Raw genomic sequence first — 25762 nt, 5'->3', positions numbered from 1 at the left:
TACCTATTTTCTCACGAATGTAGGTGTTGCTTAGGCACTAAGCTTTAGCAGATTTCTTGCTGCCTTTGGGTTGATAATAATTCTCGGCGATAGATGCCATTTTTGCATCTCCACTAATGATGCGCTCTATTTTTAACCAGACCTCTTCAGAAACCAAATTTTTCAAAGGTTGATTAACTTCTGTAATATTCGGAAAAACTTCGAGTAGCTGTTTATCCCAGATATCAGAATAATTCAATAAATCATCAGGATATACCACCTTCCGGGAAGTGCCTTCGTCAATTCCTTCAAAAGGAGTGGTGACATTCAGATAGCCGTAATCGTCGGTAAGTTCTTCTCCAGGGTGAATGTCCCGTATGGCGATCTCAAAATCATAAGCTGTACTTAAACAATTGGATTTGAAACTGTGATTTACAAACCTGCCATTGTCCCAGCACAGCACCATATTCCCATTTTTGTTGCGGTAGGTATAGGTGTCCAGAATATGCTGATAAAGCGGATCGAGCTTTTGAAATTCGGCAGGGCTAAACTCCCGATCGAGTTTGTCTAAGGCCCAGGTAATTGTTCCTGCCGGGATGAATTGGGTCGCGACAACGCCGTGACCTTTTTGGTCGTTAATAAACCGGATTTCAGTATGTGGGTGTATCATAAAAATTATGCGGAATACCGCCTTTCTGGTTGGTGTTTAAAGTGCAACAATCGCATCTAATGTAAATACTTTTTTAATTGAAAATTCATAATTTTTAAAATGTGATAAAATTATTTAGATGATGGTTAAGGCGCTATTATTTAATTTTTTAGCACAAAAAAAAGACCGCTATGAGGCGGTCTTTTAAATTTTAAGGAGGACTTTTTAAAACAGGTCTTCGGCTAAACGAATGCGTCCTCCTTTTTCAAGGATGCGCTGTTTCATCTGTTCAAAATCAGCTTCATTTAAAGCACGTGTTGCATCTTCGAAGAGCGTGGCCTTAAAACCTTCGGTCAGGGCATCCAGAACCGAGAATCCCACACAATATTCGGCAGCAAGACCACAAAAATAAATAGAGGTTACGCCCTTTCCCTTTAAGTAGCCGGTGAGTCCCGTCGCCTTTTGATGAGCATTGTCGTAAAAGCCGCTGTAGCTGTCAATTTTCGCATTGGTGCCTTTTCTAAATATGGCTTCGATGCGCCCGGCATTGAGGTGGGGGTGAAAATCTGCCCCGTCTGTTGTTTGTATGCAATGTACAGGCCAGAGGGTCTGTTTAATACCATTGAGATCAATGACCTCAAATTCCTTTTTATTGTGGTGGTTTTCAGCAAAGCTGGAATGATTTTCAGGGTGCCAGTCCTGAGTGGCGATGACCAGATCAAATTTATCCTGCAGCTTGTTTACCAGTGGAATAATCTGGTCTCCGCCGGGTACAGCAAGAGCACCGCCGGGCATAAAGTCATTTTGCATATCTATGATAAGAAGTGCTTTCATATACTAGTAGGTTTTTAATAGGTTGTTTCTTCTGAAGGCAAGCTAGGTTTACCGTTTGCCGTTAACGGTTTTTAAAACGAGTACGGCGCACCCTCTGGTACGTGAGCCGTATAGTACCATAGCTTCGGCACCTTCAAGTATTTGAATACTTTCAATATTTTGCGGAATGAGTTTTTCGACAAGTTCTATTGATTCCGGATTTTTCTTCAAATCAATTTCGGTCTTATTCTTTTCTGAATTCAACGCCATTAAAATCTTACAATCAGAGTTTACTTTAGGTAGTGAATCCTGTCTGTCTTTTAGACTTTTTTTAGATTCATCAGATAAACCGGTGTGCGAAATTCCCGGTCTTGGGGCATTGTAAATACTATCACTATAAATTTTTTCTCTTATGAATTGAAGCTGAAGCTCTTCTGAGTCTAATTTCTTGAAAGATTCTAACCAGATGGTGTTATCTTCCTTGGTAAGATAGTTTTTTTGATTTTCCGATTGAGCGGAAAGTTTTGAGAAGGATAGAACTAGAAATAGGATTAAAGTAAGTTTTTGCATAATTATTCTTTATGTTGTTCGATTAGCTTGTCGCGTTCCTGTTTGAGTTGGGTACTAATACCCACTTTGTAAATATGCGGATTATCAAAGCGTTTGTATTCTTCCGGAAGGGCATCAACCTGCTTTTTACTGAATGCTGTAATCTCTTCCAGGGATTTTTCGGGATAGGTGCGTTTACCTTCAATCATTACCGCTTGCAACATTGGTTTTTGCTTTAAGCTGGCCAAAGTAAGATTTTTAAAGGGTTCTACCGGATGGTGCATACGGTTGAGGTGCCATTCTTCTTCAAGAGCTACAGCATCTGCACCTACCAGATGACCCTCCTCGGTAAACATACGAAAGACCTGTTTTTTATGCGGAAGTGTCACCTTAGAGATACTTTCTGAAATTTTAATGCGAGGCTTTCCGTTAGCAAAAGCCAGTTTATAAACCCCGTCTAAAGCACCATCGGGTTTTCCAATCACCAGATTGGTGCCTACACCGTAAATGTCTATAGGAGCATTTTGATTCTGTAAACTTTGAATCACGTACTCATCCAGCTGATTAGATGCTGCAATTTTTACATAATTAAGGCCGGCTGCGTCCAGCATTTGCCGGCTGCGTTTTGCCAGATAGGCAAGATCCCCGCTGTCCAGACGTATGGCCAGCAATTTTTGATCGCGTTCTTCCATTTCTTTAGCTACAGTAATTGCATTGGGTACTCCACTTTTGAGGGTGTCGTAGGTGTCAACCAGAAGCACGCAATTTTTAGGGCGGTGTTTGGCAAAATCCCGGAAAGCACTTAACTCCTCATCATAACTTTGCACAAAAGCGTGTGCCATTGTACCGCTGATGCTGATGTTAAAATCCCTGCCGGCAATCACATTGCTGCTTCCGTCAAAACCACCAATAACCGCTGCTCTGGAAGCATAATAGCCACCCGGACCCTGTGCCCGTCGCAAACCAAAATCGAGCAGGGTCTTGTTACCAGCAACGTTGCGTATGCGACTCGCTTTGGTCGCTATAAGGGTCTGAAAGTTGAGTATGTTGAGCAAAATGGTTTCGATAATCTGGGCTTCGATGAGGTTTGCTTCTACCTCTAAAATAGGGGCATTGGGAAAAACCACTTCCCCTTCGGCCATACTTCTGATGCTTCCGCTAAAGCGAAAATCTTTCAGGTAATCTAAAAAATCTTCCTTAAAGTCATGGCCTTTTAAATAGTTGATATCCTCATCAGAAAACCGAAGCTCTTCAATAACCTGAAGTAGTATTTCCAGCCCTGCGAAAACAGCATAGCCACCCTTGTACGGAAGGTTTCTAAAATAATAGTCAAAAACGGCCTGCTGATTTTCGTTTTTATTAAAATAAACCTGCGCCATGCTCAACTGGTACAGGTCTGTATAGGTAGCGGTAAAGTTAAACATAGTCATATTTAAAGGTAGAAAGTTACCTAAAATAGCCAGAATAGAAGCGGGATGCAGGTTAAAGAAACGTTAGGATTAGAAAGGCGAAAGCATAAAAAAACCGCCCGGATATCGGGCGGTTCTTAATATGAAGTCAGGGTTTCTAGATCAAGGTTCTCAAATCTACGATCTAACTACCTATTTAATCATCTCATAGGAGCGTTTGACAAAGTTAGTTAAAGCTTCGCCTTTAAGCAAGCCCTGAGACAAACGAGCCAAATCTAATGACTGACTTATGAGGCGTTCCTGCTTTTTCTTGGTTTTGGTATTGAGGATTTCACCTACCAGTTCGCTGTTTGTATTTACAACGAGGTTGTACATATCTGGCATATTGCCCATTCCAAACATGCCGCCACCGCCACCGCTGGCCTGCATTTCTTTCATACGACGCATAAACTCAGGCTGCGTAATTGTGAATGGAGCCGTGTTGCTGTCTAAGGCTTCGAGTTTTACCGTATATGCTTTATCTGCAATGGTCTCATCAAGCAGTTTTTTCAGGCTTTCTTTTTCCTCCTCTGAAAGTTTAGAGATGTGTTCCTCGTCTTTTTTAATGAGGTTATTAACGTCATCGCCATCTACACGTACAAAGCTGATGTTTTCTTTTGAAGTTTCGAGCTTCTGCAGCAGGTGCGAAACGATAGGCGAGTTGAGCAACAATACTTCGTAACCTTTGTCCTTGGCAGCAGCAATATAACTGTGCTGTGCGTCTTTATCTGAAGCGTAAAGGAAAATCAACTTACCGTCTTTATCGGTTTGATTTTCTTTGAGCTTTTCTTCCAGTTCAGGATAGGTGTAGTAGTTGCCGTCAACAGTAGGGTAGAGGGCAAAAGCTTCAGCCTTATCGAAGAATTTATCTTCGCTAAGCATACCGTACTCAATCACCACTTTAATATCATCCCATTTCTTTTCAAAATCTGCACGGTCTTCGTTAAACAGGGATTTTAGCTTATCTGCAACTTTTCGCGTGATGTAGCTTGATATCTTTTTAACCGCACCATCTGCCTGTAAATAGGAGCGCGATACGTTAAGCGGAATATCTGGCGAATCAATAACCCCGCGTAGCATCGTTAAAAATTCGGGTACTATACCTTCTACATTATCGGTTACGAAAACCTGATTTTGATACAGCTGAATCTTGTCACGCTGAATATTCATATCCCTGCCCAGTCTCGGAAAATACAAAATACCGGTTAGGTTGAATGGGTAATCTACGTTGAGATGAATGTGGAAGAGCGGCTCTTCAAACTGCATAGGGTAGAGCTCGCGATAGAATTCTTTATAATCCTTCTCTTCAAGATCTGTAGGCTGTTTCGTCCAGGCCGGATTGGGGTTGTTGATGATATTATCAACCGTTTTGGTTTCGGGCTCTGCGTCTTCAGCAGCATCTTCAGGTAGTGGAAGCTCTTCTTCTTTAGTGCCAAATTTAATAGGCACCGGCATAAATTTATTGTACTTGGTTAACAACTCGCGAATGCGACTCTCTTTGAGAAATTCGGTTGAATCTTCTGCAATATGCAGGATGATTTCGGTACCGCGATCGGTTTTGTCAGCCGGAGTGAGTTCAAACTCCGGAGAGCCATCACAAACCCAATGTACTGCCGGCTCATCTTTATAAGATTTGGTGATGATTTCTACCTTGCTGGCTACCATAAAAGCAGAGTAGAATCCTAATCCAAAGTGCCCGATAATCCCGCTATCTTTAGCTGAATCTTTGTATTTATCTAAAAATTCTTCGGCGCCCGAGAAAGCGATGTCGTTGATGTATTTCTGCACTTCTTCCTCGGTCATCCCAATACCCTGATCGATAATGTGCAATTTTTTTGCATCCTTGTCAATTTTGATTTCGATTTTGGGATTGCCGTAATCTACCTGAGCCTCGCCAATATTGGTTAGGTGTTTCAGTTTAATTGTTGCATCGGTCGCGTTAGAAACCAATTCACGTAGAAAAATTTCGTGATCACTGTATAAAAACTTTTTTATGAGCGGAAAAATGTTTTCAACAGCAACATTTATTTTACCTGTGGACATAGTGTGTGTATTTTAAGCGCATTGCGCATTTGAGTTAATAATAGATACACCAAGGGTTTCAAAAAAAATACCAAATAACTACCTGTGACAAACTGACACAAGTTTCAAATTTTCTGAAAGAACATTAACGTAACATTTTGTTTAAGTGTTTTGATAAAAGGTTGAACAACATTAATTTTACGAAGCAAGATTAAGACTATGACAGCGAAAAAAGCAACACCGGCAAAATCAAAAAAACAAGCACTTACCAAAAGTGATGTAATGACCATGTATATGGAATATGTTTTAGAACATGGTATGCGACCTGCTTCGGTATTTAAATTTTGTAAAGATCACGGGATTGAGGAAGGTGAATTTTACAACTTCTTTGGATCCTTTCAGGGAATTCGCGAAGAGATTTGGATTGCTTTTTACGAAAACACCATTCAGGTATTACACAAGAACCCGGAATATAAAATGTATCCCAACCGGGAGAAAATGCTTTCTTTCTTCTACACCTTTTTTGAGGTGTTGACGGCTAATAGGAGTTATGTGCTTTTCGCTTTACACGAACAGAAAGACAGTTTAAAAAGTTTAGGTCAGCTTCGTGACTTACGATTGAAAGTGCGGGAGTTTGCCGGAGATCTCATCGAGCAGGCTAATGATGAAAAGTCTTCACGATTAACCAAAAATCCGGTTTCTATATTTAGTGAAGGTGCCTGGTTACAAACCTTATTTCTTTTGAAATACTGGATGGATGATAATTCGGCCCGCTTTGAAAAAACAGATGTAGCCATCGAGAAATCCGTCAACGCTATTTTTGACGTATTTAATACAACACCGCTTGAAAGTATACTGGATTTTGGAAAATTTCTATTTAAAGAGAATTTTTCAAGAAAATCATAAAACAACAGATGAAAACCATTGACTACATACCCACAAACAAGTTGCAGCGTGCTTCACAGCTCGTCAAGACCGGAATTAAGGTTGGTGGTAACTATGCCAAATATTATGGCAAAAAGGCTTTTAATTCAGATTTAAGCCGGGAAGAATTGGATGATGATAATGCAGAAGACATTTACGACGGGCTTAAGAGTTTGAAAGGTAGTGCACTCAAAGTTGCACAAATGCTTAGTATGGAAAAAAACATCCTGCCGAAGGCGTATGTTGAAAAGTTTTCTTTATCTCAGTTTTCGGTACCTCCGTTAAGTGCGGCTTTAGTTAGAAAGACCTTTAAAAATTATTTAGATAAATATCCTGAAGAATTATACGATACGTTTGCAACCCAAAGCGTTAATGCGGCCAGCATCGGACAGGTGCATCAGGCTACGAAAGATGGGAAAAAACTTGCTGTGAAAATACAATATCCCGGCGTTGCAGACAGCATCAGCAGCGACCTGGCTCTAGTGAAGCCGGTCGCTAGCAGGATGTTTAATTTAAAAGGAAAGGATAAAGAAAAGTATTTTAAGGAAGTTGAAGACAAACTTCTTGAAGAGACTGATTATATCCTTGAAGTCAAGCAGAGTCAGGAAATAACCGAAAAATGCAGTGTTATTCCAAATCTGAAGTTTCCGCAGTATTACCCGGAACTTTCCAGTGAACGTATCATTACGATGGACTGGATGGTAGGGGAGCACCTGAGTGAGTTTACGGCACGCAATACAGATAAAGCAGCTGCAGATCAGGTAGGACAGACGTTGTGGGATTTTTATATGTATCAAATGCACCATCTGAAAGCGGTGCACGCAGATCCACATCCCGGTAACTTTTTGGTTGATAAGGAACACAATTTAATAGCCATAGATTTTGGTTGCATTAAACAGGTGCCCGAAGAATTTTATACGCCTTATTTTGAACTGGCGAACCCAGAAAATATTAATAACCCCGAGGTTTTTACAGAGAAAATGTTTGAACTTGAAATACTTCGCGAAGAGGATTCCCCTGAAGAACTTAAATTCTTTTCCGAATTATTTCACGAAATGCTGAGTTTATTTACTCAGCCCTTTCACCTCGATACGTTTGATTTTAGTGATGAGACATTCTTTGCTAGAATAGCCGATTTGAGTGATAAATACTCAAAAGATACCCAACTTCGAAAAATGAATGGTAATCGTGGCAGCAAGCATTTTCTCTATATCAACCGAACCTTTTTCGGTTTATATAACCTGATGCACGATCTGGGGGCAAAAATTAAAGTGAATAATTACAAGAATTATATTCAGAACGATATTTAAGATTATTGGTTAGGTTGTTTGAGAGGCGCACTTTTTGGTTGGAGTGTGCCTCTTTTTTTTTGCAAGCCCGATAGATAAACCTCTAAACTTGAAAAAAAAGACTGTAAGCTTGCTGCTATTACTTTTCTAACTCAGTATGCGTTTACGGTATTAAGAATTTTTCAATCGCTTTTGCCACCGCATGTTGTTTGTTTGTGTACTCACTCACAAAGTCTGCTGCATCTTTCACTTCCTGAGCAGCATTGGCCATTGCTACGCCCATACCGGCTCTTTTGAGGAGTTGGGTGTCGTTAAAATTATCTCCAAAAGCCATAACGTTACTCAATTCCAGATTGTATTTGCTTCTTATCAAATCTTCTAAGGCAGTACTCTTATCAATATTTTTTGCTGAAATCTCGACATAACTATCTTTCGAGCGGTATAAATGTGCTTCATCGGGATGTCTTTCCTTTAAAAGCTCAATAAGGCTGTCCAGGGCTTTAGGAGATCCCATACACATGATTTTATGGGGAAGCTCCTCTACGGCTTCAAGAGAAGCGATGAGGTCTTTTAGTGGCACATAAACGGGTTGCATTCGGGTGCTGCGTATTTCACGCATCGTCCAGTAATCCATTTTTTCGGTGCGCCAGGTATCGGTGCAATGCGTGCTGATGTTATAATCGAAATCCTTGTGATGCTCAATAATGGTATTCAGAAGTTCTAATGATACCGTGTGTGATTGCAGGGCCTTTCCAGTTTCGTCTAAAACCAGTGCGCCATTATAGCAAATAAGCGGACTGCCATAACGGCCAATTTTCTCCTGCAGGTAATACATAGCCGAAGGCATTCTTGAAGAAGCCAGGATCACCGGAAAATCTTTTGGAAGTTTGCTAAATGCGGAAGCCGTTTCAGGGGCGATATCGCGATCGGCATTCAATAAGGTGCCGTCAATATCTGAGCAGATGAGTTTAAGATCTTTATTCATAACGTAAAAATACATTTTGTATGAAAAAGCTAAAGGCTAAAATGCTTATTTCCTTTTTACCAGAAGTGGTAGAAGCGCGCTAAAGATAAGTCCCACAGCCAGGCTACCTGCGACAGCCTGAATCATATAGCTTTTTAGGTTGAATAAGGCCTCCGCTTCTTCGGGAGTGGTCTTGCCCGTTTGCACAGCATATTCCTTTACATTTTCAAAATAATCGGGTGTGATCCAGGTGCTGATGATGTATTGTGCAGGGGCTGCAAGAACTGCGATGCATAGCGTAATCACCAGACCGGCCAGAAACCCCTGGCGGTAGCTCATAATGCCGCCATAAAAGTTATTGCGCTTATCGGTAAGAGCCAGATAATAAATCAGTGTAGCAGGAATCAAGATAAACAGAGTATAGATATGCTGTTGAGCAATACCCTCATCATGCCATCCCATCTGGACTTCAAAGATCATCCAGATAAACAGGAAGAACGTATAAATCACCGCCCATTTAAGCTCTAATCTGTATGAAAACATCTTTTTTAATTTGCCTCTAAGATACTATAATTCAGATAAGGAAGCATTGATTTTGATTGGGTTAGCGCTCATAAAATGCTTCCGGTCTGGTGGCTTTAGTTCCGGTTTTTTTGAGATCATAACCCAGATTGCGCAGACTGTTTTCCCAGTCTAAACGCAAAAAGGAATCGCGGGAGCGGTTAGCTTTCAGGTATTTGATACGTTGCAGTACACTTTGAATGATCAGGCAATCGGTACGGGTAAGCTCGTCTGTTGTTTTCATTAAAATACGCAGCAGTTTGTTTGACAAATCGAGCGATGGAGCGTCTTTGTAATTGGCTACGGTTATGGGCGCAATATCGGTGCGTAACCAGGCGCGCAGTTCTACCGCGTTCATATTTGTCGCGTTGAGTAATTCGTTATGCAGGCGTTCTTTTGAAAACAATTTGATTCAGATTTTGAGCGAAAATAAGGTTTATGCAATAGCACTACAAACCTCAATATTAAGTTAGTGTTAAGTATTTAGTAGCGGGTAAGCGATTGAATTTCAGGCAGAAAAAAGCCCGAAGAAAATCTTCGGGCTTCTGAATTATTTGGGAAGAATGCGTCTATTCTTCTACCAGCACCCAGTCGCCCTTATCTAAGAACGGAATGGCCTGTTTGTACTTCATAGTTTTATTTTCCCCATTCATCACGTGTTTGATAGTTACTTTATCATTACGGCCTATTTTGGGGCGCTCACGGGTGATGGTTTCGGTGATTTGCTGTCGTTGCGGCTGTGTGTTTCCGCTTGCAGCGCGACTTTGTGCCGCACGCTCGTCCAGATTCGGGATTTCTTCCTTAGAAGTCTGTGTTTTCTCGGTTTGCTGGATTTGACGGGCCTCACGGATTTGATTTTCCTGCTGCACCGGCAATTCACCTTTAAACAGGAACGAAATCACATCTTTGTTTACCTGATCAATCATTTGCTTGAAAAGTTCAAAAGCCTCAAACTTATAAATGAGCAACGGATCTTTCTGCTCGTGAACAGCCAGCTGCACACTTTGCTTCAATTCATCCATCTTACGCAAATGCGTTTTCCAGGCATCATCAATAATCGCAAGGGTGATATTCTTCTCAAAATCGGTGATCAGCTGTTTACCTTTAGACTCATAGGCCTCTTTCAGGTTAGTCACAACTTTCAGTTCTTTGTTTCCGTCAGAGAACGGTACAACAATACGCTCGTAGTTGCTGTTTGGATTCTCATATACATTGCTGATAATCGGGAAAGCAAGAGCTGCATTGCGCTCCATTTTTTCACGATAGTGCTTCAATGCTGCGTCATAAATACGCACCGCTAAATCTTTCGCAGAAAGCTTGGCAAATTCTGCTTCTTCAACCGGACTGCTCATCGAGAAGAAACGGATCAATTCAAACTCAAAATTCTTATAATCCTGAGCCATTTTATTGGTCTCTGCAATCAGCTCACAGGTATCGTAAATCATATTTGCGATATCTACGCGCAAACGCTCTCCAAATAAAGCATGGTAACGACGCTTGTAAATCACTTCGCGCTGGGCGTTCATCACATCATCATACTCCAGCAGTCGCTTACGTACCCCAAAGTTGTTTTCTTCCACCTTTTTCTGAGCGCGTTCTATAGATTTTGAAATCATTCCGTGCTGAATCACTTCGCCTTCTTTTAGCCCCATGCGGTCCATCATCTTGGCAATACGTTCAGAACCAAAAAGGCGCATCAGGTTATCTTCAAGCGATACGTAGAATTGCGAACTACCCGGATCTCCCTGACGTCCCGAACGACCACGCAACTGGCGGTCAACTCGGCGGGAGTCGTGGCGTTCGGTACCTATAATGGCAAGACCACCGGCTTCTTTTACCGCCTTACTTAATTTAATATCGGTACCCCTACCAGCCATGTTAGTGGCGATGGTTACCTGACCGGAGTTACCGGCATCAGCAACAATGTCGGCCTCTTTTTTATGCAGTTTCGCGTTCAACACGTTGTGGTTGATTTTGCGAAGCGAAAGCATACGGCTTAGCAATTCCGATATTTCTACCGAAGTGGTACCAATAAGTACCGGTCTGTTTTGCTCTACCAGATTCTGTACTTCGTCAATAACCGCATTGTATTTTTCGCGTTTGGTTTTGTAAACCTTGTCGTCTTTATCGTCACGGGCAATAGGGCGGTTGGTTGGGATTTCTACCACATCCAGTTTGTAGATTTCCCATAATTCACCGGCTTCGGTTACCGCAGTACCGGTCATACCACTGAGTTTGCGGTACATTCTAAAGTAATTCTGAAGGGTTACGGTTGCAAAAGTCTGGGTAGCATCTTCAATTTTCACATTTTCTTTTGCTTCAATCGCCTGGTGCAGACCATCGCTGTAACGACGCCCGTCCATAATACGACCGGTTTGCTCATCAACAATTTTCACCTTGTTGTCAATCACCACATACTCCGTGTCTTTTTCAAACAGGGTATAGGCTTTAAGCAACTGGTTCATGGTGTGAATACGCTCACTCTTGATGCTAAACTCACGGAACAGTTCTTCTTTTTTCTGAGCTTCTTCTTCAGGAGTAAGATTCGCGTTTTCAATCTTACTGATTTCCATTCCCATTTCGGGCATGACGAAGAAATTAGGATCGTCTTTTCCGGAAAGGTGTTCGATACCTTTATCGGTAAGTTCTATTTGATTGTTTTTCTCATCAATGGTGAAGTACAATTCAGCATCAATCACGTGCATTTCGCGATTGTTATCCTGCATATAATGATTTTCAGTTTTCTGAAGCAACTGGCGGATTCCTTCTTCACTCAAATACTTAATAAGCGCTTTGTTTTTCGGGAGACCGCGGTATACGCGAAGCAATAAGATCGCTCCTTCTTTGGTGTCTCCGGCAGCGATTAATTTTTTGGCTTCTGCCAATACTCCGGTGAGATTTTGACGCTGCATGTTAACCAGGCTTTCAATTTTTGGTTTTAAGGCATCAAATTCGTGCTGATCGCCTTTAGGTACCGGTCCTGAAATAATAAGCGGCGTACGGGCATCATCAACTAACACCGAGTCGACCTCATCGACGATGGCGTAGTTGTGCTCGCGTTGTACCAGATCATTTGGCGCGTGTGCCATATTATCACGCAGGTAGTCAAAACCGAATTCGTTATTGGTACCGTAGGTGATGTCTGCGGCATACGCTTTGCGGCGCGCTGCGGAATTGGGTCTGTGATAATCAATACAGTCTACGGTAAGTCCGTGAAAGTTGAACAGCGGTGCCATCCAGGCGCTATCCCGCTTAGCCAGATAGTCGTTTACGGTTACCAGGTGAACCCCTTTGCCGGTAAGAGCATTTAAATACACCGGAAGGGTAGCTACAAGGGTTTTACCTTCACCGGTCTGCATCTCTGCAATTTTACCCTGATGCATCGCCACACCACCTATGAGCTGCACATCGTAGTGAATCATATCCCAGGTGATGGGCTTACCTGCGGCATCCCAGCTGTTTGACCAAAGGGCATTGTCGCCTTCAAGGGTAACGAAGTCTTTTTCAGCGCTCAGTTCGCGATCAAAGGCGCTTGCGGTAACGGTTATGGTTTCATTGTGGAAGAAGCGCTTGGCGGTTTCCTTAACGACTGCAAATGCTTCGGGGAGAATTTCATTTAAGATGTTTTCGCTGATTGCGTAGGCGTCGTCTTTCAGTTTATCGATGCTGGCGTAGATTTCTTCTTTACGGTCAATATCTTCGGTTTCATCGGCTTCGGCCTCCAGTTTGAGGCGTTCGGCATTGTTGTCTGCAAGCGCATCGGCGATTTTTGCTTTAAAAGCTGTAGTCTTGGCTCTAAGTTCGTCATGAGAGAGTTTTTCTAATTCCGCTTCAAAACTTTTGATTTTATCTACAATAGGCTGAATGGAAGCAACATCCTGTTTTGATTTGTCACCTACAAAAACCTTTAAAACTTTGTCTAATAATCCCATAACTGGTTTGTGTTTTTCCGGAGCGTCTGGTTACACCTGCCCGGTTTATTAATCTCTTATAGCCCGGCCCGAGGCCGTATGTTCTACTCGGCAATCTGGTGAAATGCCGGGTGTTTGTTTATATTCGTTTTGCCTGCTTAAAGCAAAGCTGTTTTGTTCTTAAACGGGTTCAAATTTAAGCAAAAAAAAAGCCTCAATGCGAGACTTTTAAATGCTTTACCCGAGGTAACTATTAATATTCATCCTCATTCCAGAGGTAATCGTCATCAGACGGATAGTCTGGCCATATCTCATCGATAGAATCATACGAGTCACCTTCGTCTTCCATAGACTGCAAGTTTTCTACAACCTCTAAAGGTGCTCCCGTTCTAATCGCATAATCAATCAATTCATCTTTGGTTGCAGGCCAGGGTGCGTCACTCAGGTGCGAAGCTAGTTCTAATGTCCAGTACATAAGTTAACGTGTTTAATTTTTTGCAAAAATAAATTTATTAACGTAATAACCAAGTAAATAATCAATTATTTCAAAACTATTTTTAAGAACGTTTATAACTACCTGTAATTATTGGCGTTAAAGACATTTTTATCAAATATCAAATGTTTAATTCTCCTTTTCGGGAATCCATTTAATTTCTTCTGCCTGTAGCTGTTTTGACAAGAAACGTGCCAGTACAAATAGGTAGTCAGATAGGCGGTTTAGGTATTTTAAGGCATTTGCTTCAAAAGGGCTGTGCTGGTAAAGTGCTGTAGCTAAGCGCTCTGCTCTACGGCAAACCGATCGGGCTACGTGACAGAATGACACGGTCTGATGTCCGCCCGGTAAGATGAAATGCGTCATAGGAGGGAGGGTCTCGTCCATATTATCCATTTCAGCTTCCAGCAGATTGATGTCCTCGTCTGAAATGCGCTTGATGTCGAGCCTTTTTTTGCCGTTTTTCAGGGTTTCCTTTTCAGGATCTGTGGCCAGAATAGCCCCAATTACAAAAAGTTTTTCCTGAATTTTAAGCAGCATAGACTTGCTGGAAGCATCTATGTCCTGGTCGCGCAGCAAACCCAGGTGCGAATTGAGTTCGTCAAGCGTACCGTAGCTGTCGATGCGTATGTGATGTTTAGAAACGCGGGTACCGCCAAAAAGAGCTGTAGTACCGTCGTCTCCCGTTTTTGTATAAATTTTCACAGGTGTGTTTTTTTAAGACTGGTCTTCGCGCGATTGTTTGCGCTCTGCTTTACGCCTTTGATAATCTGCCCTAAAGTTACGCTTCTTGTGCTCGCGCAGCTTGCTTTGGTTTTTGCGGTTATTTGCCATTACGGCAAAAAAGAGCACGGCAAGAATTACAATGATTAAAACAGGCTGTAAACTTTCGGGTATAAAATCAAACATAGGGCAAAGGTATTGAAACAGATTTGCTTATTCCATGGCGTGCCTGGCGTATGTATTCCATTTTGCAATGCAGGCAACCATATCCTCGGGCAATGCACTGTCAAAACGCAACCATTCACCGGTTTTAGGATGTTCAAATCCCAGGGTTTTGGCGTGTAGGGCCTGTCTGGGTAAAATGGTAAAGCAATTTTCTACAAACTGCTTGTATTTGCTGAAGGTCGTTCCTTTAAGGATGACATCACCGCCATAGCGTGCGTCATTGAAAAGCGTATGACCTATGTGTTTCATATGCACGCGAATCTGATGTGTTCGCCCGGTCTCCAGCTTGCAACTTATTAAAGTGACATAACCCAGGCGCTCAATTACTTTATAATGCGTTACGGCTTCTTTACCCTGCGAACCGTCTTCATAAACGGTATTCTGCAGTCGGTTTTTGGGATGGCGGCCTATATGACCTTCTACTGTGCCGCTGTCTGCTTCCACATTACCCCAGACGATTGCGATGTATTCGCGCTCGCTGGTCTTGTCAAAAAACTGTTTGGCCAGATGGGTCATGGCTTCTTCGGTCTTTGCCACAACGAGCAAGCCACTGGTGTCTTTATCAATACGATGTACCAAACCGGGGCGCCCGCTGCTGTTTTCGGGTAAATTTTCGAAATGATAAATCAGTGCATTGATAAGCGTACCGCTGTAGTTCCCGTGACCGGGATGCACCACCATTCCGGCCGGTTTATTGACCACTAAAAGGGTGTCATCTTCATAAACAATGTCAAGCGGAATGTTTTCGGGCGTAAGTAAAAACTCGTAGGGCGGGTGTTCAAACAAAACCCGAACGACATCGCCGGCTTTTACCTTATAATTTTGCTTAACGACCGTACCGTTAACTTCAATGTTTCCATTTTTGGCGGCCTGCTGTATTTTATTTCGGGTCGCTTTTTCGATAAAATTCATCAGGAATTTATCTACACGCAGCGGTTCTTGTCCTTTCCCCGCAGTAAAGCTGTAATGCTCGTACAGGTCGTCGTCTCCTTCTTCGGGATCTTCGGTTTTAAATTCCTGCATCGTCTGTAGCTTGCTCATCCATAAATTCATCTTCAGGAACGTAATCCTCGTCATAGGTATCCATAGACTCGCTATCCTCAGGAATATACCGGCCTTCACCATTGCCCACCACCAGGTCAATTACCGAAGTTTTGCGAAGGGCATCGCCTTCTTTTAAGGTTTTCCCGTCGTGGCGCAGCTCCAGCACTTCGTCTTCAGAGATGTGATCGCGGTAGTCTATTTTGCCTATTCTGAAACCTAAAGCCAAAAGCGTAGGTTCTACCTGGCGCTGGGTACGGCCTACCAATTGGGGTAGCGTAATTTCCCTATAGCCCGATGGGTTGAGTACGAGATAGATCTTTCGGTCTTCCTTTACAAATTTACCAGGTGCCGGGTTTTGTTCGATTACCGAATACCGGGGATAGTCGGGATTAAAGTTTGAGGAGTCAATCACCACATAGCGCAAATCGGCATTCTCGAGTTCCTGCTCTACCAGACTTAAAGTCATCTTGCTGAGGTCTGGTACTGCAATACGCTGGTCGTGGTTGGTAGAACTGTCTAGCCAAAATAGTATGCCAAAGCCTAAAACCACTAAAACCAGTACCGCTAACAGCAGTTGTTTTAAAAAGGTTTTACTGAATAAAAATTTAAAAAATCCCATATATACCTGTGCTCCTGAGAGCTCTTTGTTTTAGTTAAAAACGACAACCTGTTCTAAAACGTATGTGCGCTTTATTCAGGGAGTCTTAATGCGTTTGCAAACTTAACTTAATTTAGGCTGAAGCTCAATTACAATCATTTTTTTTGCCTATTTATTCTAAAATTGGCGTTCTTTGGAGCCGTAAAGAATACCTAACGTTAAGCTTTCGTTTTACTATGTCTAAGTTAACTATTGCGGTCCTGATGGGTGGTTATTCAAGTGAAGCTGCAATTTCACAGATGAGTGGCAATACCGTTTGCAAACACCTCGACCCTTCAAAATATACCGTTTATCCTATTTCCATTTTAAAAGACGGGTGGCATTGTACGCACCCCGATCATAAACCCATTCCAGTAGATAAAAGCGATTTTTCGATAACGCTTGATGGGACAAAAATCAAGTTTGACTGCGTGTTTAATACCATTCATGGTACTCCCGGTGAGGACGGGCGCATTCAGGCGTATTTAGGTCTGCTTAATATTCCGCAGACGGCCTGCAATTATTATGAAGCTGCGCTAACGTTTAATAAACGCGATTGTATCAGTGTGCTTAGGGCTTACGGAATTAAAACAGCAACCAATTATTTTATCAATCAGGGCGATGCCATCAATGCCGAAGAAATCATCAGTAAAGTGGGCTTGCCGTGTTTTGTAAAAGCGAATAAAGCGGGGAGCAGCTTTGGGGTTTCGAAGGTTTATGCTGCGGAAGATCTGGAAGCAGCGCTGGAAAATTCGTTTAAGGAAGACGATGAGATCATTATCGAATCCTTTTTAGAAGGTACCGAAGTTTCTGTGGGTGTGATCAATTATAACGGAAAAATCACGGCCCTGCCGGTCACCGAAATTGTGAGCGAGAATGACTTCTTTGACTACGAGGCCAAATATGCCGGAAAGTCTCAGGAGATTACACCGGCACGCATTTCACCAGAGCAGACCGATGCGGTACAGCGTGAAGCAGAACGCGTGTTTAAAATTCTAAAGCTGAAGGGACTTACCCGTGCTGAATTTATTTTCCATAACGGAGAACCGCATTTTCTGGAAGTCAACACCACTCCGGGCCTTAGTCCGGCAAGTATCATCCCACAGCAGGCAAAGGTTGCGGGGATTTCGCTTTCAGATTTATTTGATAACGTTATTCAACAGGCGATTAACAGAAGATAGTCTCAGCAGGCAGTCTCAGTAGGCAGTTTTTATTTTAAACTTATTGGTTCTGAATTATTATCATAAAGGTCAGAGTAAGGTGTTTAAAATACCTAAACGATTAAAGTTTTCCACGGTTCAACGGTTTTCAAGCTTGAAGTAACCGTAAACCTTAAACCGTAAACAGATTTAAACGCACTTGTTTTTGTACTTTTAATATTCAACCTTGAATTTTGAATTCCTATTTATGAAACGCGCAGTATTTCCAGGATCATTTGACCCCCTTACCTTAGGTCATTACGACATCATTGAGCGTGGGCTCAAACTTTTTGATGAGATCATTCTCGCCATAGGGGTTAATGCCGAAAAGAAATACATGTTTACGCTTGAGCAACGCGAACACTTTTTAAAGGAATCATTTAAAGACGAATCCCGCATTAAGGTGATGACCTACGAAGGGCTTACCGTAGATTTTTGTAACAAAACCGACTCCGGCTTTATTCTGCGCGGTTTGCGCAATCCGGCGGATTTTGAGTTTGAAAAGGCCATTGCCCATACCAACCGAAAACTGGCGCAGATTGAGACTGTGTTTTTACTCACCTCTTCGGGTAAGAGTTATATTTCGTCTTCAATTGTGCGCGACGTTATTCGCAATGGTGGGGATTACACCGGGCTTGTGCCTGATGCTGTGCGTATTTAGAAAACTGCAACGCAAGTGCACTAGTCAGGTCTTTAGAGTAAGCCTACACCATTTATCTATGATCAAAAACCTTATTTTTCTTGTTACTTTTTTGATTTTCGCAGCCGCGAAAGCGCAAAATACCTCGGGTAAGGTTTATGCCGGCGATAAGCGTGTTCCGGGTGTTTTGGTGGAAAACCGCACCCAAAAGAAGTCGACCGTTACTACCGATGCGGGCGATTTTAGTATCGCAGCCCGCCTGAATGATTCGCTGGTGTTTAGCGCACCTTTTATGGAAACTCAGGTTTTTATTGTGGAACAAGAGCAACTCGAGCAACGCTGGGTGGTTGCATTAAATGAAAATCTCAACGAACTTGACGAAGTACGCCTAACCGAAGCGCCGAAGCCCAAAGAATTCAATCAGGAGGAATATACAGCCAAGGTTAATGACCTGGTCAAAAGAGATTATCAGCTCAATCCACAGGCTTACCGCCCGCAATACACTTCTCAGGGTATCGATTTTATAATGTTGGCCAAACGCTTTGCAAGCTTGTTTAAAAAAGATCCCTCCAAAAAGGAAAAGGATTACGGAGTGATCTCGTATGAACGCATGCAGCAGTTATTTGCTACTGACGCCTATTTTGATCAGAAGTTTTTAAGGGAACAGCTCAAGATCGAAGCCGAATATCAAAATCTCTTTTTTGAATATGTGGGCGCGGTAAATCTGGATGGAATCCTGCTCGAAACCGAGCACCAACTCGATCTGTTGAAAGAACTTCTTGCCCTTAGCGAAAGCTTTAATGCCGAAATTAAAAAGTTTAAGCAAGAGGGGCTGGCGAAACCCGGGAGTAATTGAAGTTATTGATTATTGGGTTATTCAATAATTCTGAATTCTGAATTTAGAATTGAAAATTCAGTCCCAGGTAAAAATTAATCGGTTCGCCGGGATAGTAATATCGGGGTAAACTGCCTCCAAAACCGGTCGCATTGGGTAAAATCTGTGCGGCATAGTCTGCATCAAACAGATTGTTGATGCCTCCAAATACATTCAGGTCTAAAGTCTTGCCCAACTCAAAAGCATAATCGCTACGCAGATTCACCACATTATACGAATCGCTGTAAATACTATTTGCATCATCAAGCGGAATGCTTCCGGTATGGCGGTAATTGGTATTGAAGCTCCAGCTTTTCCACGATAGATCAAGTCCCAAATTAATCACCCGGTCTGCGACGCCGGTAAGATCATTGCCGCTGTAATCGACGTCCCGGTCTGTGAATTTTTCGAAGGAATAGTCGTTTAGCGCTACAGATGCGTAGGGCTGAAGCATCAGGTTTTCACCTATATAATCCCGGTATTGTGCGAAAAATTCTACACCGTTGTGATCGGTTTTTCCGGCGTTGCGGCCTACGTACTGATCATTGCCCACACGTTCTGCCACCAGCAGGTTGTCAACCTGCACCGTGTAGAATGCTACTTCGGTATAGAGCCGTTTTTGTAACCATTGCCCTTTAAAACCGAGCTCATAATTTACGCCGGTTTCGGGTTTGATTTCGGGATTGATGGCGCCTTCGGGTGTCAGGGTTTCGGCAACCGTGGGCAGTGAAAAACCACGGGCAACGGTCGCGTAGATAAACTTATCGGTAAAAGCCTCGTAGGTCACACCCGCCTGAGGTAAAAAGATGCGGGGATAGGTATAGGTGCCCGAATTGTCTGTGCCGTTTTCGTTTAAGATATCATCCAGAATATAACGGCTGTGGTTGTAATTAAGGCCGAAATCTCCCGTAAGCCGTTCTGTAAATTTTAGTTGTATTTGGGCGAAAAGATTCAGGTATTTTCGGTCCTGTTCCTGATCAGCAAAGCGGTTTCCCTGAATGCTTCCGTTACCCGGATTGCTTTCGTAGTTATTCTCAAACAATTCGGCTTTATAGTGTTCATCAAAATATTCTACGCCAATGCTGCTTTTCGCGTTTAGCTGAAAAATCGAAAATTCAGAATTCAGATTGCTGCGTATACCGAAAGCAAGGCTGTTTTCGTCCAGAATATCAAAAGGTCTTGGCTCATAGCCGTCGCGGGTATTGGTAAATAGGCTGGTAGTCCAGCGGTTTTGAGCGTTTATTTGCCAGTCGTAAGACAGACCTGCCAAAATTTTATCGTAGGATTCATAACCCTGGGCCTGCGCCCAGGTAAATGCAGCTTTTTGCGGAGCTTCCCTAAAATCATTAGCGTTTATCGAACTTGGAATGTAGGCTTTGAGACGGATATAATTCCCAAAAAAACTAAGGCTTGAAACTTCGTTAAGCTGGGTTTTGGCATAAGCCGTAATACTGTTGCGGTTATACCCGCTGTTATCCCGAAAACCGTCGCTTTCCAGGTGGTTGTAGCTTATAAATCCCTGTGTTTGCTCATCTGCATACAAGCCCGATACCCCCGTCTTAAAAAGTCCGTACGAACCCGTCATCGCATTTGAACGCACCGAAAAACCCGGTTTTTTGGGTTTGATAACCGAAAGCAGCATCGCTCCTCCCAAACCCGCGCCGTAACTGCTGCTCGCGGGGCCTTTGATGATTTCTATGTTTTGGATGAGGCTGAGGTCTAAATCTTCAAGAGTAGTTTCTCCCTCGCCGGTAGTAAGCGGAATACCCTCAAGATACGCCTTTACCCGGTTTGTGGAGTATTGACTGCGTGCACCCAGACCGCGAATGCTGATGCGGCTGGTGTTCAGAGCACCCTGCTGCATCTGTATTCCGGGAATTTTGTTGATCTCATTAGCTACCGAAAGCTGATCACCCCGCTCTAAATTTTGGGCGGTAATTACAGCCACTGCCGCCGGAATGCGCTGCAGTTGGTTTTGAACCGGGGTTGCGGTAATCAGGATTTCGCCTAAGGTATTGCGTTGGGTCAACGAGTCGGTCGCTGTTTCTTCCTGAGAAAAGCCAAGGGACGTAACCAATAAGGTACAGAGCAGCAGGAGGTTTTTCATCTAGTTTGCTGAAACCCTCCAGATTATACCGCTGTCGTCATCGTTAACCAGCAGGGAGCCATCAGGAGCAACGGTAGTTGCAACCGGGCGACCATAAACTTCGTTTCCGTTTTCATCGGGGATAAAACCGGTAAGGAAATCAACAGCCGGTTTTGGCTTTCCGTTTTCAAATGGAATAAAGACCACTTTATAGCCCGAGAAGGGTTCGCGATTCCACGAGCCATGCTGCCCAACAAAAGCTCCGTTTTGATATTCAGCCGGAAACTTATTTCCGGTGTAAAAGGTAAATCCTAAAGAGGCGGTATGGGATCCCAAGGGCACATCGGGAACAATGGCTTTGTCTACCAGATCCTGATGCGGGTCTTCTTCCCAACGTGGATCATTAATCTGGCCATAATAGCTGTACGGCCATCCGTACCAGCCGCCTTTTTTGACACTGGTCGCATAATCAGGAACCAGATTGTTTCCCAATTCATCCCGCTCGTTTACGGCGGTCCAAAGTTCGCCGGTAACCGGGTTCCAGTCCATGCCCACAGGATTTCTCAATCCCGAAGCATAGGTGATTTCGCCGCTTCCGTCGGGGTTTACTTCTAAAATTACCGCACGTCGCTCTTCTTTCTCCATTCCCTGTTCGCCCACGTTACTGGCAGAACCTACCGAAATGTATATTTTGTCTTTAGCTTCGTTGGTGATGATATTACGCGTCCAGTGGTTGTTGTAACCGCTGGCCGAAAGTTCAACGATTTTCTCGCCTTCGCCTTCCAGTTTGGTTTGACCTTCGGTATACGGGTAACGGTAAAGTCCATCGGTATTGGCGATGTAGAAATAGTCACTAAGAACCAGCATCCCAAAATTCTGATTGAGCCCATCTTTAAATACAAAACGTTCATCAACGCTTCCGTCGCTGTTGGTATCGCGAAGGAGGGTGATTTGATTGGCGCTGTTTCGGGTATTTGATTCGGCTACGAAAATGTCGTTATTGGGAGCTACGTAGGTCCATCGCGGGTGCTGCAGCTCATCTGCAAAGCGGGTTACTGTAAAACCTTCAGGGGCTACGGGAGTCTTGCCTTCGGGCCAGGCGACCACCTTGCTTTCTTTGGTAACCGATTCGGAAGCAAAGGGAGCAGGAAGTTCTAAAGGTCCTACTGTGGTTTCAACCGTGACGCTGCCGTTATCGGCAAGATCTTCTTTGGTCTCTTCAGAAACCTTTTTATCATTTTTACAGGCTGTAAAAGCGACTGCTAAGGCTAGTGTGTAGAATAATTTATTCATAGGTAGTTTTTTACGAAATTAAAGTTTTTCATATCCCCCGGGTTTTTCGCGCAGGAGATTAGTATAAGTTTAACGGCTGGAGCTGTTTCTGTTAAAAGCTACCTTGTGAGCGTTTTTAGATTCAACTGAAAATTAAGCTATGAAGTATACTGCATCATAACATGTGGTTTACTTTCAGGTCGAGCGTGTCACACTGAGCTTGTTGAAGTGCAGTCGAGAGCATTTAGTGTAGACTAATTACCAAAATAAGCGCTCAAGATGACGGCCGAGTTGATGTTTAGAAGGATGCAAAACGTCAAAAGCTTGTCTTTTTTGTACTAATACCTTTTAAAATTCCGCAGCAAGTAGCTAAAACCCTCAGATTCTGTGGGTTCTGAAATTAAAATTCCTGTACTATTTCGTTTCGGAACGCAACCCTTAACCGAAAACCGCATCTTTTGATTAATTAACACGAACTAAATCGATCAATTATGAAAAAAATGTACTTCCTGCTTTTTGGAGTGGCAATGCTGTTGCAGTCCTGCTGGTATACCGTAGATGATGATGGGCCTCAGGTTGTAGATCCTTATCACATAGCCTACGAGCCCATTACACAAACCCGGGCCGATTTTGAAGAAACTATAAAACTGATGCCTTCGCGCCCCGTACAAAATGCGGGAAAGATTTACATCAAAGATGCCATGATGTACATCAATGAAAAGCAGGAAGGTTTTCACGTCTTTGATAATACCAATCCTGAAGATCCGCAATCTTTGGCTTTTATCAGCATTCCCGGGAGTACCGATCTGGCCATACGGGGAACTGTGATGTACTCGCATCATCTTATTGATCTTGTCGCTTTTCGCTATGAAAGAGGTGCAGATGAATTGCAGCTGCTACACCGGGAGCAGCAAGCGTTTCCGGCTTTGATATCTCCCGAAGGTTTAAGTCCTGAAAATTATGGCGTAGAAGAGGAGTTGATTGTCGTGGGGTATAAACTAAAAGAAGACTAGATCATGAAAAATATAGGATACACGTTGTTGCTTTTTGTTTTGATCCTCACTTCGTGCGAGGGTGATACCAGCGCGGTAGCCAATGACGCTGCCGGTGGGGATGGTCAGGGAGGCTCGCTGGCCCGTTTTGCCCTGGTTGGTGACTACCTCTATACGGTAGACGATCAGGCCTTGAATATTTTTGATATTACAGATCCCGATAAACCCGTTAAGACCGGTGATAAATACATTGGTTTTGATATCGAAACCCTTTACGCACTTGATGAGTATTTATTTATGGGAAGCAGACTGGGTATGTTTATCTATGATATTTCAGATCCCAAGTTTCCGTTGAAGCTTTCTGAGGTGCAGCACGTGCGCAGTTGTGATCCTGTGGTTTCGAGCGGTGATTATACCTACGTGACCCTGCATACCAACGCAGTGTGTATGGGAACTATCAATCAGCTTCAGGTGTATGATACTAAAAATCCGCGGGAGCCGGTATTGCTCACCACAGTAGAAATGGACCGACCCATTGGCCTTGGGCTTTACGAAAACTACCTGCTGGTGACTGATGCAGGTACGGTACGCATTTTTGATGTGACCAAGCCCGCAGAGCCCGATTTGCTGGGCGGTATTGAGATCGACGCTTTTGACGTCATCATCAGAGACAATCATTTGCTGGTTATTGGAGCCAGTGAATTGAGGCAGTACGAACTGAATGCGGAGGATATTACCAATCCTGTTTTGCTGGGGAAACTGGTATTCTAAGCCTGGTTGATTTTATGCAAAAAAAAATGCCGGTACACCTAAGTGCACCGGCATCCATTCTACAAAGTTGGGCGAAAATGGAATTTACATTACGTAAATCTTATTTTTTATTTTGTTGATCTTTGATGGTTTTCTCATCAATATCAACCTTATTGGTTTGTTTCTTTCGGTCCCCTAAACTACTTGTGGGATCGCTATCTTTTTGTTCTACTTTTCGTTCAAATTTCTTTGCCATAATACTATCTTTTTTAAATTCAATTCAAGATACTCATAGCGCGTGTTAAATACTGATAATGCAGTATTAAGATCCCGTTAAAATACACAAAAAGCCTTCGCAATCAGCCACTTGTTGGTTTTAGGGTCGAATTGTTGAAATGAAACGGCCAATTCCTTCTATACCATCTGCTGTGAGTGCCTTAATAAATGCCGAACCAATTATAGCTCCTTTAGCCGTTTGAGTGGCGGCTTTAAAGGTATCTTCATCCTTAATACCGAAGCCTACAATCTGTGGGTTTTTAAGCTGAAGCTTTGCAATGCGTTCAAAATAATCGGTTTGCACCGTGCTGAAGCCTGAAGTTTTACCGGTGGTACTCGCGCTGCTTACCATATAGATAAAGGCATCGCTGGCAGCATCAATTTGGCGGATGCGCGCATCTGACGTTTGTGGGGTAATGAGGAAAATCATCTTAAGGTCGTACTTCTCAAAGATGGCTTTGTAATGCATCTCGTATTCGGCCAGCGGAAGGTCGGGCATAATGAGGCCGTCAATACCTATCTCTGCACATTTAGCGCAAAATTCTTCCACACCGTACTGAAGCATTGGATTGAAATAGCCCATCACGATGAGTGGAATATCCACAGTCTTACGGATGTCTTTGATCTGCTCAAAAAGGGTAGAGGTGGTCATCCCGTTTTTAAGGGCTGCGGTCGAACTCTCCTGAATGGTAGGCCCGTCTGCCAGCGGATCGCTAAACGGTAAACCAATTTCGATCATATCGACACCTGCTTTTACCAGTTCGTGAATAACGGTCGTGGTATCCTGAAGCTTAGGATAACCTGCCGTAAAATAGATGGAAAGCAGTTTTTTATCTTCCTGTAGTTTTTTATTGATTCTGTTCATGTTTATATAATCTTTTAGTCATTTCCGTGAAGACGGAAATCTCTTCAATCGTATCCTTGTTTTAGTTTGGTTCCTAAGGAAATCTCTTCAATCGTATCCTTGTTTTAGTTTGGTTCCTAAGGAAATCTCTTCAATCGTATCCTTATTTTAGTTTAGTTCCTGCGGAAATCTCTCCAATCGTATCCTTATTTTTATTTAAAACCCTTTATTTAATCCGGAATAATTTCACTCAAGCATCCAACTCAAATCATTCCAATCCGGATTTATGTCGCTTATTAGATTTTCTTTCCACTCCCGATTCCATTTTTTGAGTTGCTTCTCCCTGTGTATCGCATTATTCACATAGGGAGTTGATTCAAAATAGACCAGTTTTTCTACATTGTATTTTCCCGTAAATCCTTTATTACTTTTTTGTTTATGTTGTCTTAAGCGTTTTTTCAAATCAGCGGTTACCCCAATGTAAAGAACGGTGTGGTTTTTATTGGTAAGAATATAGGTTTAAAACAATTCTTCCATTGAGCATTGGGGTTTGGATCATAAGATTTCCGCCTTCGCGGAAATGAAAAATAACACTCGA

General features: G+C 42.8%; 26 protein-coding genes. 7 read left to right on the top strand and 19 right to left on the bottom strand.

The window, feature by feature from the left end:
* Window positions 1-37: 37 nt before the first annotated feature.
* From LLW17_RS16645 to htpG, 5 genes are all read right to left on the bottom strand, one after another.
* Window positions 38-649: an SET domain-containing protein gene (locus tag LLW17_RS16645; RefSeq protein ID WP_228231419.1), complete on the bottom strand. Its 612-nt coding sequence runs from the start codon at window positions 647-649 to the stop codon at window positions 38-40.
* Window positions 650-853: 204 nt separating this feature from the next.
* A complete protein-coding gene (pncA, locus tag LLW17_RS16640) occupies window positions 854-1462 on the bottom strand; it encodes a bifunctional nicotinamidase/pyrazinamidase (protein WP_228231418.1) in 609 nt (202 codons plus the stop codon).
* 48 nt (window positions 1463-1510) lie between these two features.
* Window positions 1511-2011 carry a hypothetical protein gene (locus LLW17_RS16635; protein WP_228231417.1) on the bottom strand — a complete coding sequence of 167 codons (501 nt, stop codon included), beginning with the start codon at window positions 2009-2011 and terminating at the stop codon, window positions 1511-1513.
* A 2-nt stretch (window positions 2012-2013) separates the two neighbouring features.
* Window positions 2014-3414 carry a nicotinate phosphoribosyltransferase gene (locus LLW17_RS16630; RefSeq protein WP_228231416.1) on the bottom strand — a complete coding sequence of 467 codons (1401 nt, stop codon included), beginning with the start codon at window positions 3412-3414 and terminating at the stop codon, window positions 2014-2016.
* 177 nt (window positions 3415-3591) lie between these two features.
* A complete protein-coding gene (gene htpG, locus LLW17_RS16625) occupies window positions 3592-5481 on the bottom strand; it encodes a molecular chaperone HtpG (RefSeq protein ID WP_228231415.1) in 1890 nt (629 codons plus the stop codon).
* A 198-nt stretch (window positions 5482-5679) separates the two neighbouring features.
* On the opposite strand from htpG, the gene LLW17_RS16620 reads away from it, so the two are divergent.
* Together LLW17_RS16620 and LLW17_RS16615 are read left to right on the top strand one after the other, a co-directional pair.
* Window positions 5680-6366 carry a TetR/AcrR family transcriptional regulator gene (locus LLW17_RS16620; RefSeq protein WP_228231414.1) on the top strand — a complete coding sequence of 229 codons (687 nt, stop codon included), beginning with the start codon at window positions 5680-5682 and terminating at the stop codon, window positions 6364-6366.
* 8 nt (window positions 6367-6374) lie between these two features.
* Complete coding sequence (locus LLW17_RS16615) at window positions 6375-7694, top strand: ABC1 kinase family protein (protein ID WP_228231413.1); 1320 nt, start codon at window positions 6375-6377, stop codon at window positions 7692-7694.
* 142 nt (window positions 7695-7836) lie between these two features.
* On the opposite strand, the gene LLW17_RS16610 is transcribed toward LLW17_RS16615, so the two are convergent.
* The 9 genes from LLW17_RS16610 to LLW17_RS16570 all read right to left on the bottom strand — a co-directional run bounded on the left by LLW17_RS16610 (window position 7837) and on the right by LLW17_RS16570 (window position 16213).
* Window positions 7837-8658 (bottom strand): Cof-type HAD-IIB family hydrolase, encoded by an 822-nt coding sequence (locus LLW17_RS16610; RefSeq protein ID WP_228231412.1) that lies wholly within the window; start codon window positions 8656-8658, stop codon window positions 7837-7839.
* A gap of 45 nt (window positions 8659-8703) precedes the next feature.
* Entirely contained in the window at window positions 8704-9180 is a 477-nt protein-coding gene (locus LLW17_RS16605; protein WP_228231411.1) for a DUF4199 domain-containing protein, read from the bottom strand.
* Between the two features lie 61 nt (window positions 9181-9241).
* Window positions 9242-9604, bottom strand: a complete 363-nt coding sequence (locus LLW17_RS16600) for a DUF3140 domain-containing protein (RefSeq protein WP_228231410.1) — start codon at window positions 9602-9604, stop codon at window positions 9242-9244.
* Between the two features lie 163 nt (window positions 9605-9767).
* A complete protein-coding gene (secA, locus tag LLW17_RS16595) occupies window positions 9768-13130 on the bottom strand; it encodes a preprotein translocase subunit SecA (RefSeq protein WP_228231409.1) in 3363 nt (1120 codons plus the stop codon).
* Between the two features lie 232 nt (window positions 13131-13362).
* Window positions 13363-13584, bottom strand: a complete 222-nt coding sequence (locus tag LLW17_RS16590; protein ID WP_028374482.1) for a DUF2795 domain-containing protein — start codon at window positions 13582-13584, stop codon at window positions 13363-13365.
* Between the two features lie 147 nt (window positions 13585-13731).
* Window positions 13732-14307: a cob(I)yrinic acid a,c-diamide adenosyltransferase gene (locus tag LLW17_RS16585; protein ID WP_228231408.1), complete on the bottom strand. Its 576-nt coding sequence runs from the start codon at window positions 14305-14307 to the stop codon at window positions 13732-13734.
* Between the two features lie 12 nt (window positions 14308-14319).
* On the bottom strand, window positions 14320-14511 hold the full coding sequence (locus tag LLW17_RS16580) for a hypothetical protein (RefSeq protein WP_228231407.1): 192 nt from the start codon (window positions 14509-14511) through the stop codon (window positions 14320-14322).
* Between the two features lie 27 nt (window positions 14512-14538).
* Window positions 14539-15591: an RluA family pseudouridine synthase gene (locus LLW17_RS16575; protein ID WP_434084792.1), complete on the bottom strand. Its 1053-nt coding sequence runs from the start codon at window positions 15589-15591 to the stop codon at window positions 14539-14541.
* Entirely contained in the window at window positions 15560-16213 is a 654-nt protein-coding gene (locus tag LLW17_RS16570; protein WP_228231406.1) for a PASTA domain-containing protein, read from the bottom strand. Before LLW17_RS16570 ends, LLW17_RS16575 begins: the two co-directional genes overlap by 32 nt.
* A 215-nt stretch (window positions 16214-16428) precedes the next feature.
* On the opposite strand from LLW17_RS16570, the gene LLW17_RS16565 reads away from it, so the two are divergent.
* From LLW17_RS16565 to LLW17_RS16555, 3 genes are all read left to right on the top strand, one after another.
* The gene (locus LLW17_RS16565; protein ID WP_228231405.1) at window positions 16429-17412 is read left to right on the top strand and encodes a D-alanine--D-alanine ligase; all 984 of its coding nucleotides are present in this window, start codon (window positions 16429-16431) and stop codon (window positions 17410-17412) included.
* Window positions 17413-17638: 226 nt separating this feature from the next.
* Window positions 17639-18091: a pantetheine-phosphate adenylyltransferase gene (gene coaD / locus LLW17_RS16560; RefSeq protein WP_099647290.1), complete on the top strand. Its 453-nt coding sequence runs from the start codon at window positions 17639-17641 to the stop codon at window positions 18089-18091.
* 58 nt (window positions 18092-18149) lie between these two features.
* Window positions 18150-18926, top strand: a complete 777-nt coding sequence (locus LLW17_RS16555; protein ID WP_228231404.1) for a hypothetical protein — start codon at window positions 18150-18152, stop codon at window positions 18924-18926.
* 43 nt (window positions 18927-18969) lie between these two features.
* On the opposite strand, the gene LLW17_RS16550 is transcribed toward LLW17_RS16555, so the two are convergent.
* Window positions 18970-21051 carry a TonB-dependent receptor family protein gene (locus LLW17_RS16550; RefSeq protein WP_228231403.1) on the bottom strand — a complete coding sequence of 694 codons (2082 nt, stop codon included), beginning with the start codon at window positions 21049-21051 and terminating at the stop codon, window positions 18970-18972.
* Window positions 21052-22323, bottom strand: a complete 1272-nt coding sequence (locus LLW17_RS16545) for a PQQ-dependent sugar dehydrogenase (protein WP_228231402.1) — start codon at window positions 22321-22323, stop codon at window positions 21052-21054.
* A gap of 470 nt (window positions 22324-22793) precedes the next feature.
* On the opposite strand from LLW17_RS16545, the gene LLW17_RS16540 reads away from it, so the two are divergent.
* Both LLW17_RS16540 and LLW17_RS16535 read left to right on the top strand, forming a co-directional pair.
* Window positions 22794-23315, top strand: coding sequence for a hypothetical protein (locus LLW17_RS16540; protein ID WP_228231401.1), 522 nt, complete (start codon window positions 22794-22796; stop codon window positions 23313-23315).
* Between the two features lie 3 nt (window positions 23316-23318).
* A complete protein-coding gene (locus LLW17_RS16535; RefSeq protein ID WP_228231400.1) occupies window positions 23319-24065 on the top strand; it encodes an LVIVD repeat-containing protein in 747 nt (248 codons plus the stop codon).
* Between the two features lie 100 nt (window positions 24066-24165).
* Here the strand turns inward: LLW17_RS16535 and LLW17_RS18895 are convergent, their stop codons facing one another.
* From LLW17_RS18895 to LLW17_RS16525, 3 genes are all read right to left on the bottom strand, one after another.
* Complete coding sequence (locus tag LLW17_RS18895; RefSeq protein ID WP_262909017.1) at window positions 24166-24300, bottom strand: hypothetical protein; 135 nt, start codon at window positions 24298-24300, stop codon at window positions 24166-24168.
* Window positions 24301-24420: 120 nt separating this feature from the next.
* Window positions 24421-25185, bottom strand: a complete 765-nt coding sequence (trpA, locus tag LLW17_RS16530; protein ID WP_228231399.1) for a tryptophan synthase subunit alpha — start codon at window positions 25183-25185, stop codon at window positions 24421-24423.
* 225 nt (window positions 25186-25410) lie between these two features.
* Window positions 25411-25677, bottom strand: coding sequence for a GIY-YIG nuclease family protein (locus LLW17_RS16525; RefSeq protein WP_228231436.1), 267 nt, complete (start codon window positions 25675-25677; stop codon window positions 25411-25413).
* Window positions 25678-25762 lie beyond the last annotated feature (85 nt).

The sequence above is a fragment of the Leeuwenhoekiella parthenopeia genome (assembly GCF_020782115.1).
GTDB classification, from domain to species: Bacteria; Bacteroidota; Bacteroidia; order Flavobacteriales; family Flavobacteriaceae; genus Leeuwenhoekiella; species Leeuwenhoekiella parthenopeia.
This window is presented reverse-complemented; position numbering and strand designations above follow the sequence as displayed.

Excerpts from the sequence above, each read along its gene's own strand:
- LLW17_RS16570 (WP_228231406.1), bottom strand. The coding sequence starts at position 16,213 with ATGGGATTTTTTAAATTTTTATTCAGTAAAACCTTTTTAAAACAACTG.
- pncA (WP_228231418.1), bottom strand. The coding sequence starts at position 1,462 with ATGAAAGCACTTCTTATCATAGATATGCAAAATGACTTTATGCCCGGC.
- LLW17_RS16605 (WP_228231411.1), bottom strand. The coding sequence starts at position 9,180 with ATGTTTTCATACAGATTAGAGCTTAAATGGGCGGTGATTTATACGTTC.
- LLW17_RS16535 (WP_228231400.1), top strand. The coding sequence starts at position 23,319 with ATGAAAAATATAGGATACACGTTGTTGCTTTTTGTTTTGATCCTCACT.
- trpA (WP_228231399.1), bottom strand. The coding sequence starts at position 25,185 with ATGAACAGAATCAATAAAAAACTACAGGAAGATAAAAAACTGCTTTCC.
- LLW17_RS16565 (WP_228231405.1), top strand. The coding sequence starts at position 16,429 with ATGTCTAAGTTAACTATTGCGGTCCTGATGGGTGGTTATTCAAGTGAA.
- LLW17_RS16645 (WP_228231419.1), bottom strand. The coding sequence starts at position 649 with ATGATACACCCACATACTGAAATCCGGTTTATTAACGACCAAAAAGGT.
- LLW17_RS16620 (WP_228231414.1), top strand. The coding sequence starts at position 5,680 with ATGACAGCGAAAAAAGCAACACCGGCAAAATCAAAAAAACAAGCACTT.
- htpG (WP_228231415.1), bottom strand. The coding sequence starts at position 5,481 with ATGTCCACAGGTAAAATAAATGTTGCTGTTGAAAACATTTTTCCGCTC.
- secA (WP_228231409.1), bottom strand. The coding sequence starts at position 13,130 with ATGGGATTATTAGACAAAGTTTTAAAGGTTTTTGTAGGTGACAAATCA.
- LLW17_RS16545 (WP_228231402.1), bottom strand. The coding sequence starts at position 22,323 with ATGAATAAATTATTCTACACACTAGCCTTAGCAGTCGCTTTTACAGCC.
- LLW17_RS16555 (WP_228231404.1), top strand. The coding sequence starts at position 18,150 with ATGATCAAAAACCTTATTTTTCTTGTTACTTTTTTGATTTTCGCAGCC.
- LLW17_RS16635 (WP_228231417.1), bottom strand. The coding sequence starts at position 2,011 with ATGCAAAAACTTACTTTAATCCTATTTCTAGTTCTATCCTTCTCAAAA.
- coaD (WP_099647290.1), top strand. The coding sequence starts at position 17,639 with ATGAAACGCGCAGTATTTCCAGGATCATTTGACCCCCTTACCTTAGGT.
- LLW17_RS16580 (WP_228231407.1), bottom strand. The coding sequence starts at position 14,511 with ATGTTTGATTTTATACCCGAAAGTTTACAGCCTGTTTTAATCATTGTA.
- LLW17_RS16590 (WP_028374482.1), bottom strand. The coding sequence starts at position 13,584 with ATGTACTGGACATTAGAACTAGCTTCGCACCTGAGTGACGCACCCTGG.
- LLW17_RS16615 (WP_228231413.1), top strand. The coding sequence starts at position 6,375 with ATGAAAACCATTGACTACATACCCACAAACAAGTTGCAGCGTGCTTCA.
- LLW17_RS16630 (WP_228231416.1), bottom strand. The coding sequence starts at position 3,414 with ATGTTTAACTTTACCGCTACCTATACAGACCTGTACCAGTTGAGCATG.
- LLW17_RS16540 (WP_228231401.1), top strand. The coding sequence starts at position 22,794 with ATGAAAAAAATGTACTTCCTGCTTTTTGGAGTGGCAATGCTGTTGCAG.
- LLW17_RS16610 (WP_228231412.1), bottom strand. The coding sequence starts at position 8,658 with ATGAATAAAGATCTTAAACTCATCTGCTCAGATATTGACGGCACCTTA.
- LLW17_RS18895 (WP_262909017.1), bottom strand. The coding sequence starts at position 24,300 with ATGGCAAAGAAATTTGAACGAAAAGTAGAACAAAAAGATAGCGATCCC.
- LLW17_RS16575 (WP_434084792.1), bottom strand. The coding sequence starts at position 15,591 with ATGAGCAAGCTACAGACGATGCAGGAATTTAAAACCGAAGATCCCGAA.
- LLW17_RS16550 (WP_228231403.1), bottom strand. The coding sequence starts at position 21,051 with ATGAAAAACCTCCTGCTGCTCTGTACCTTATTGGTTACGTCCCTTGGC.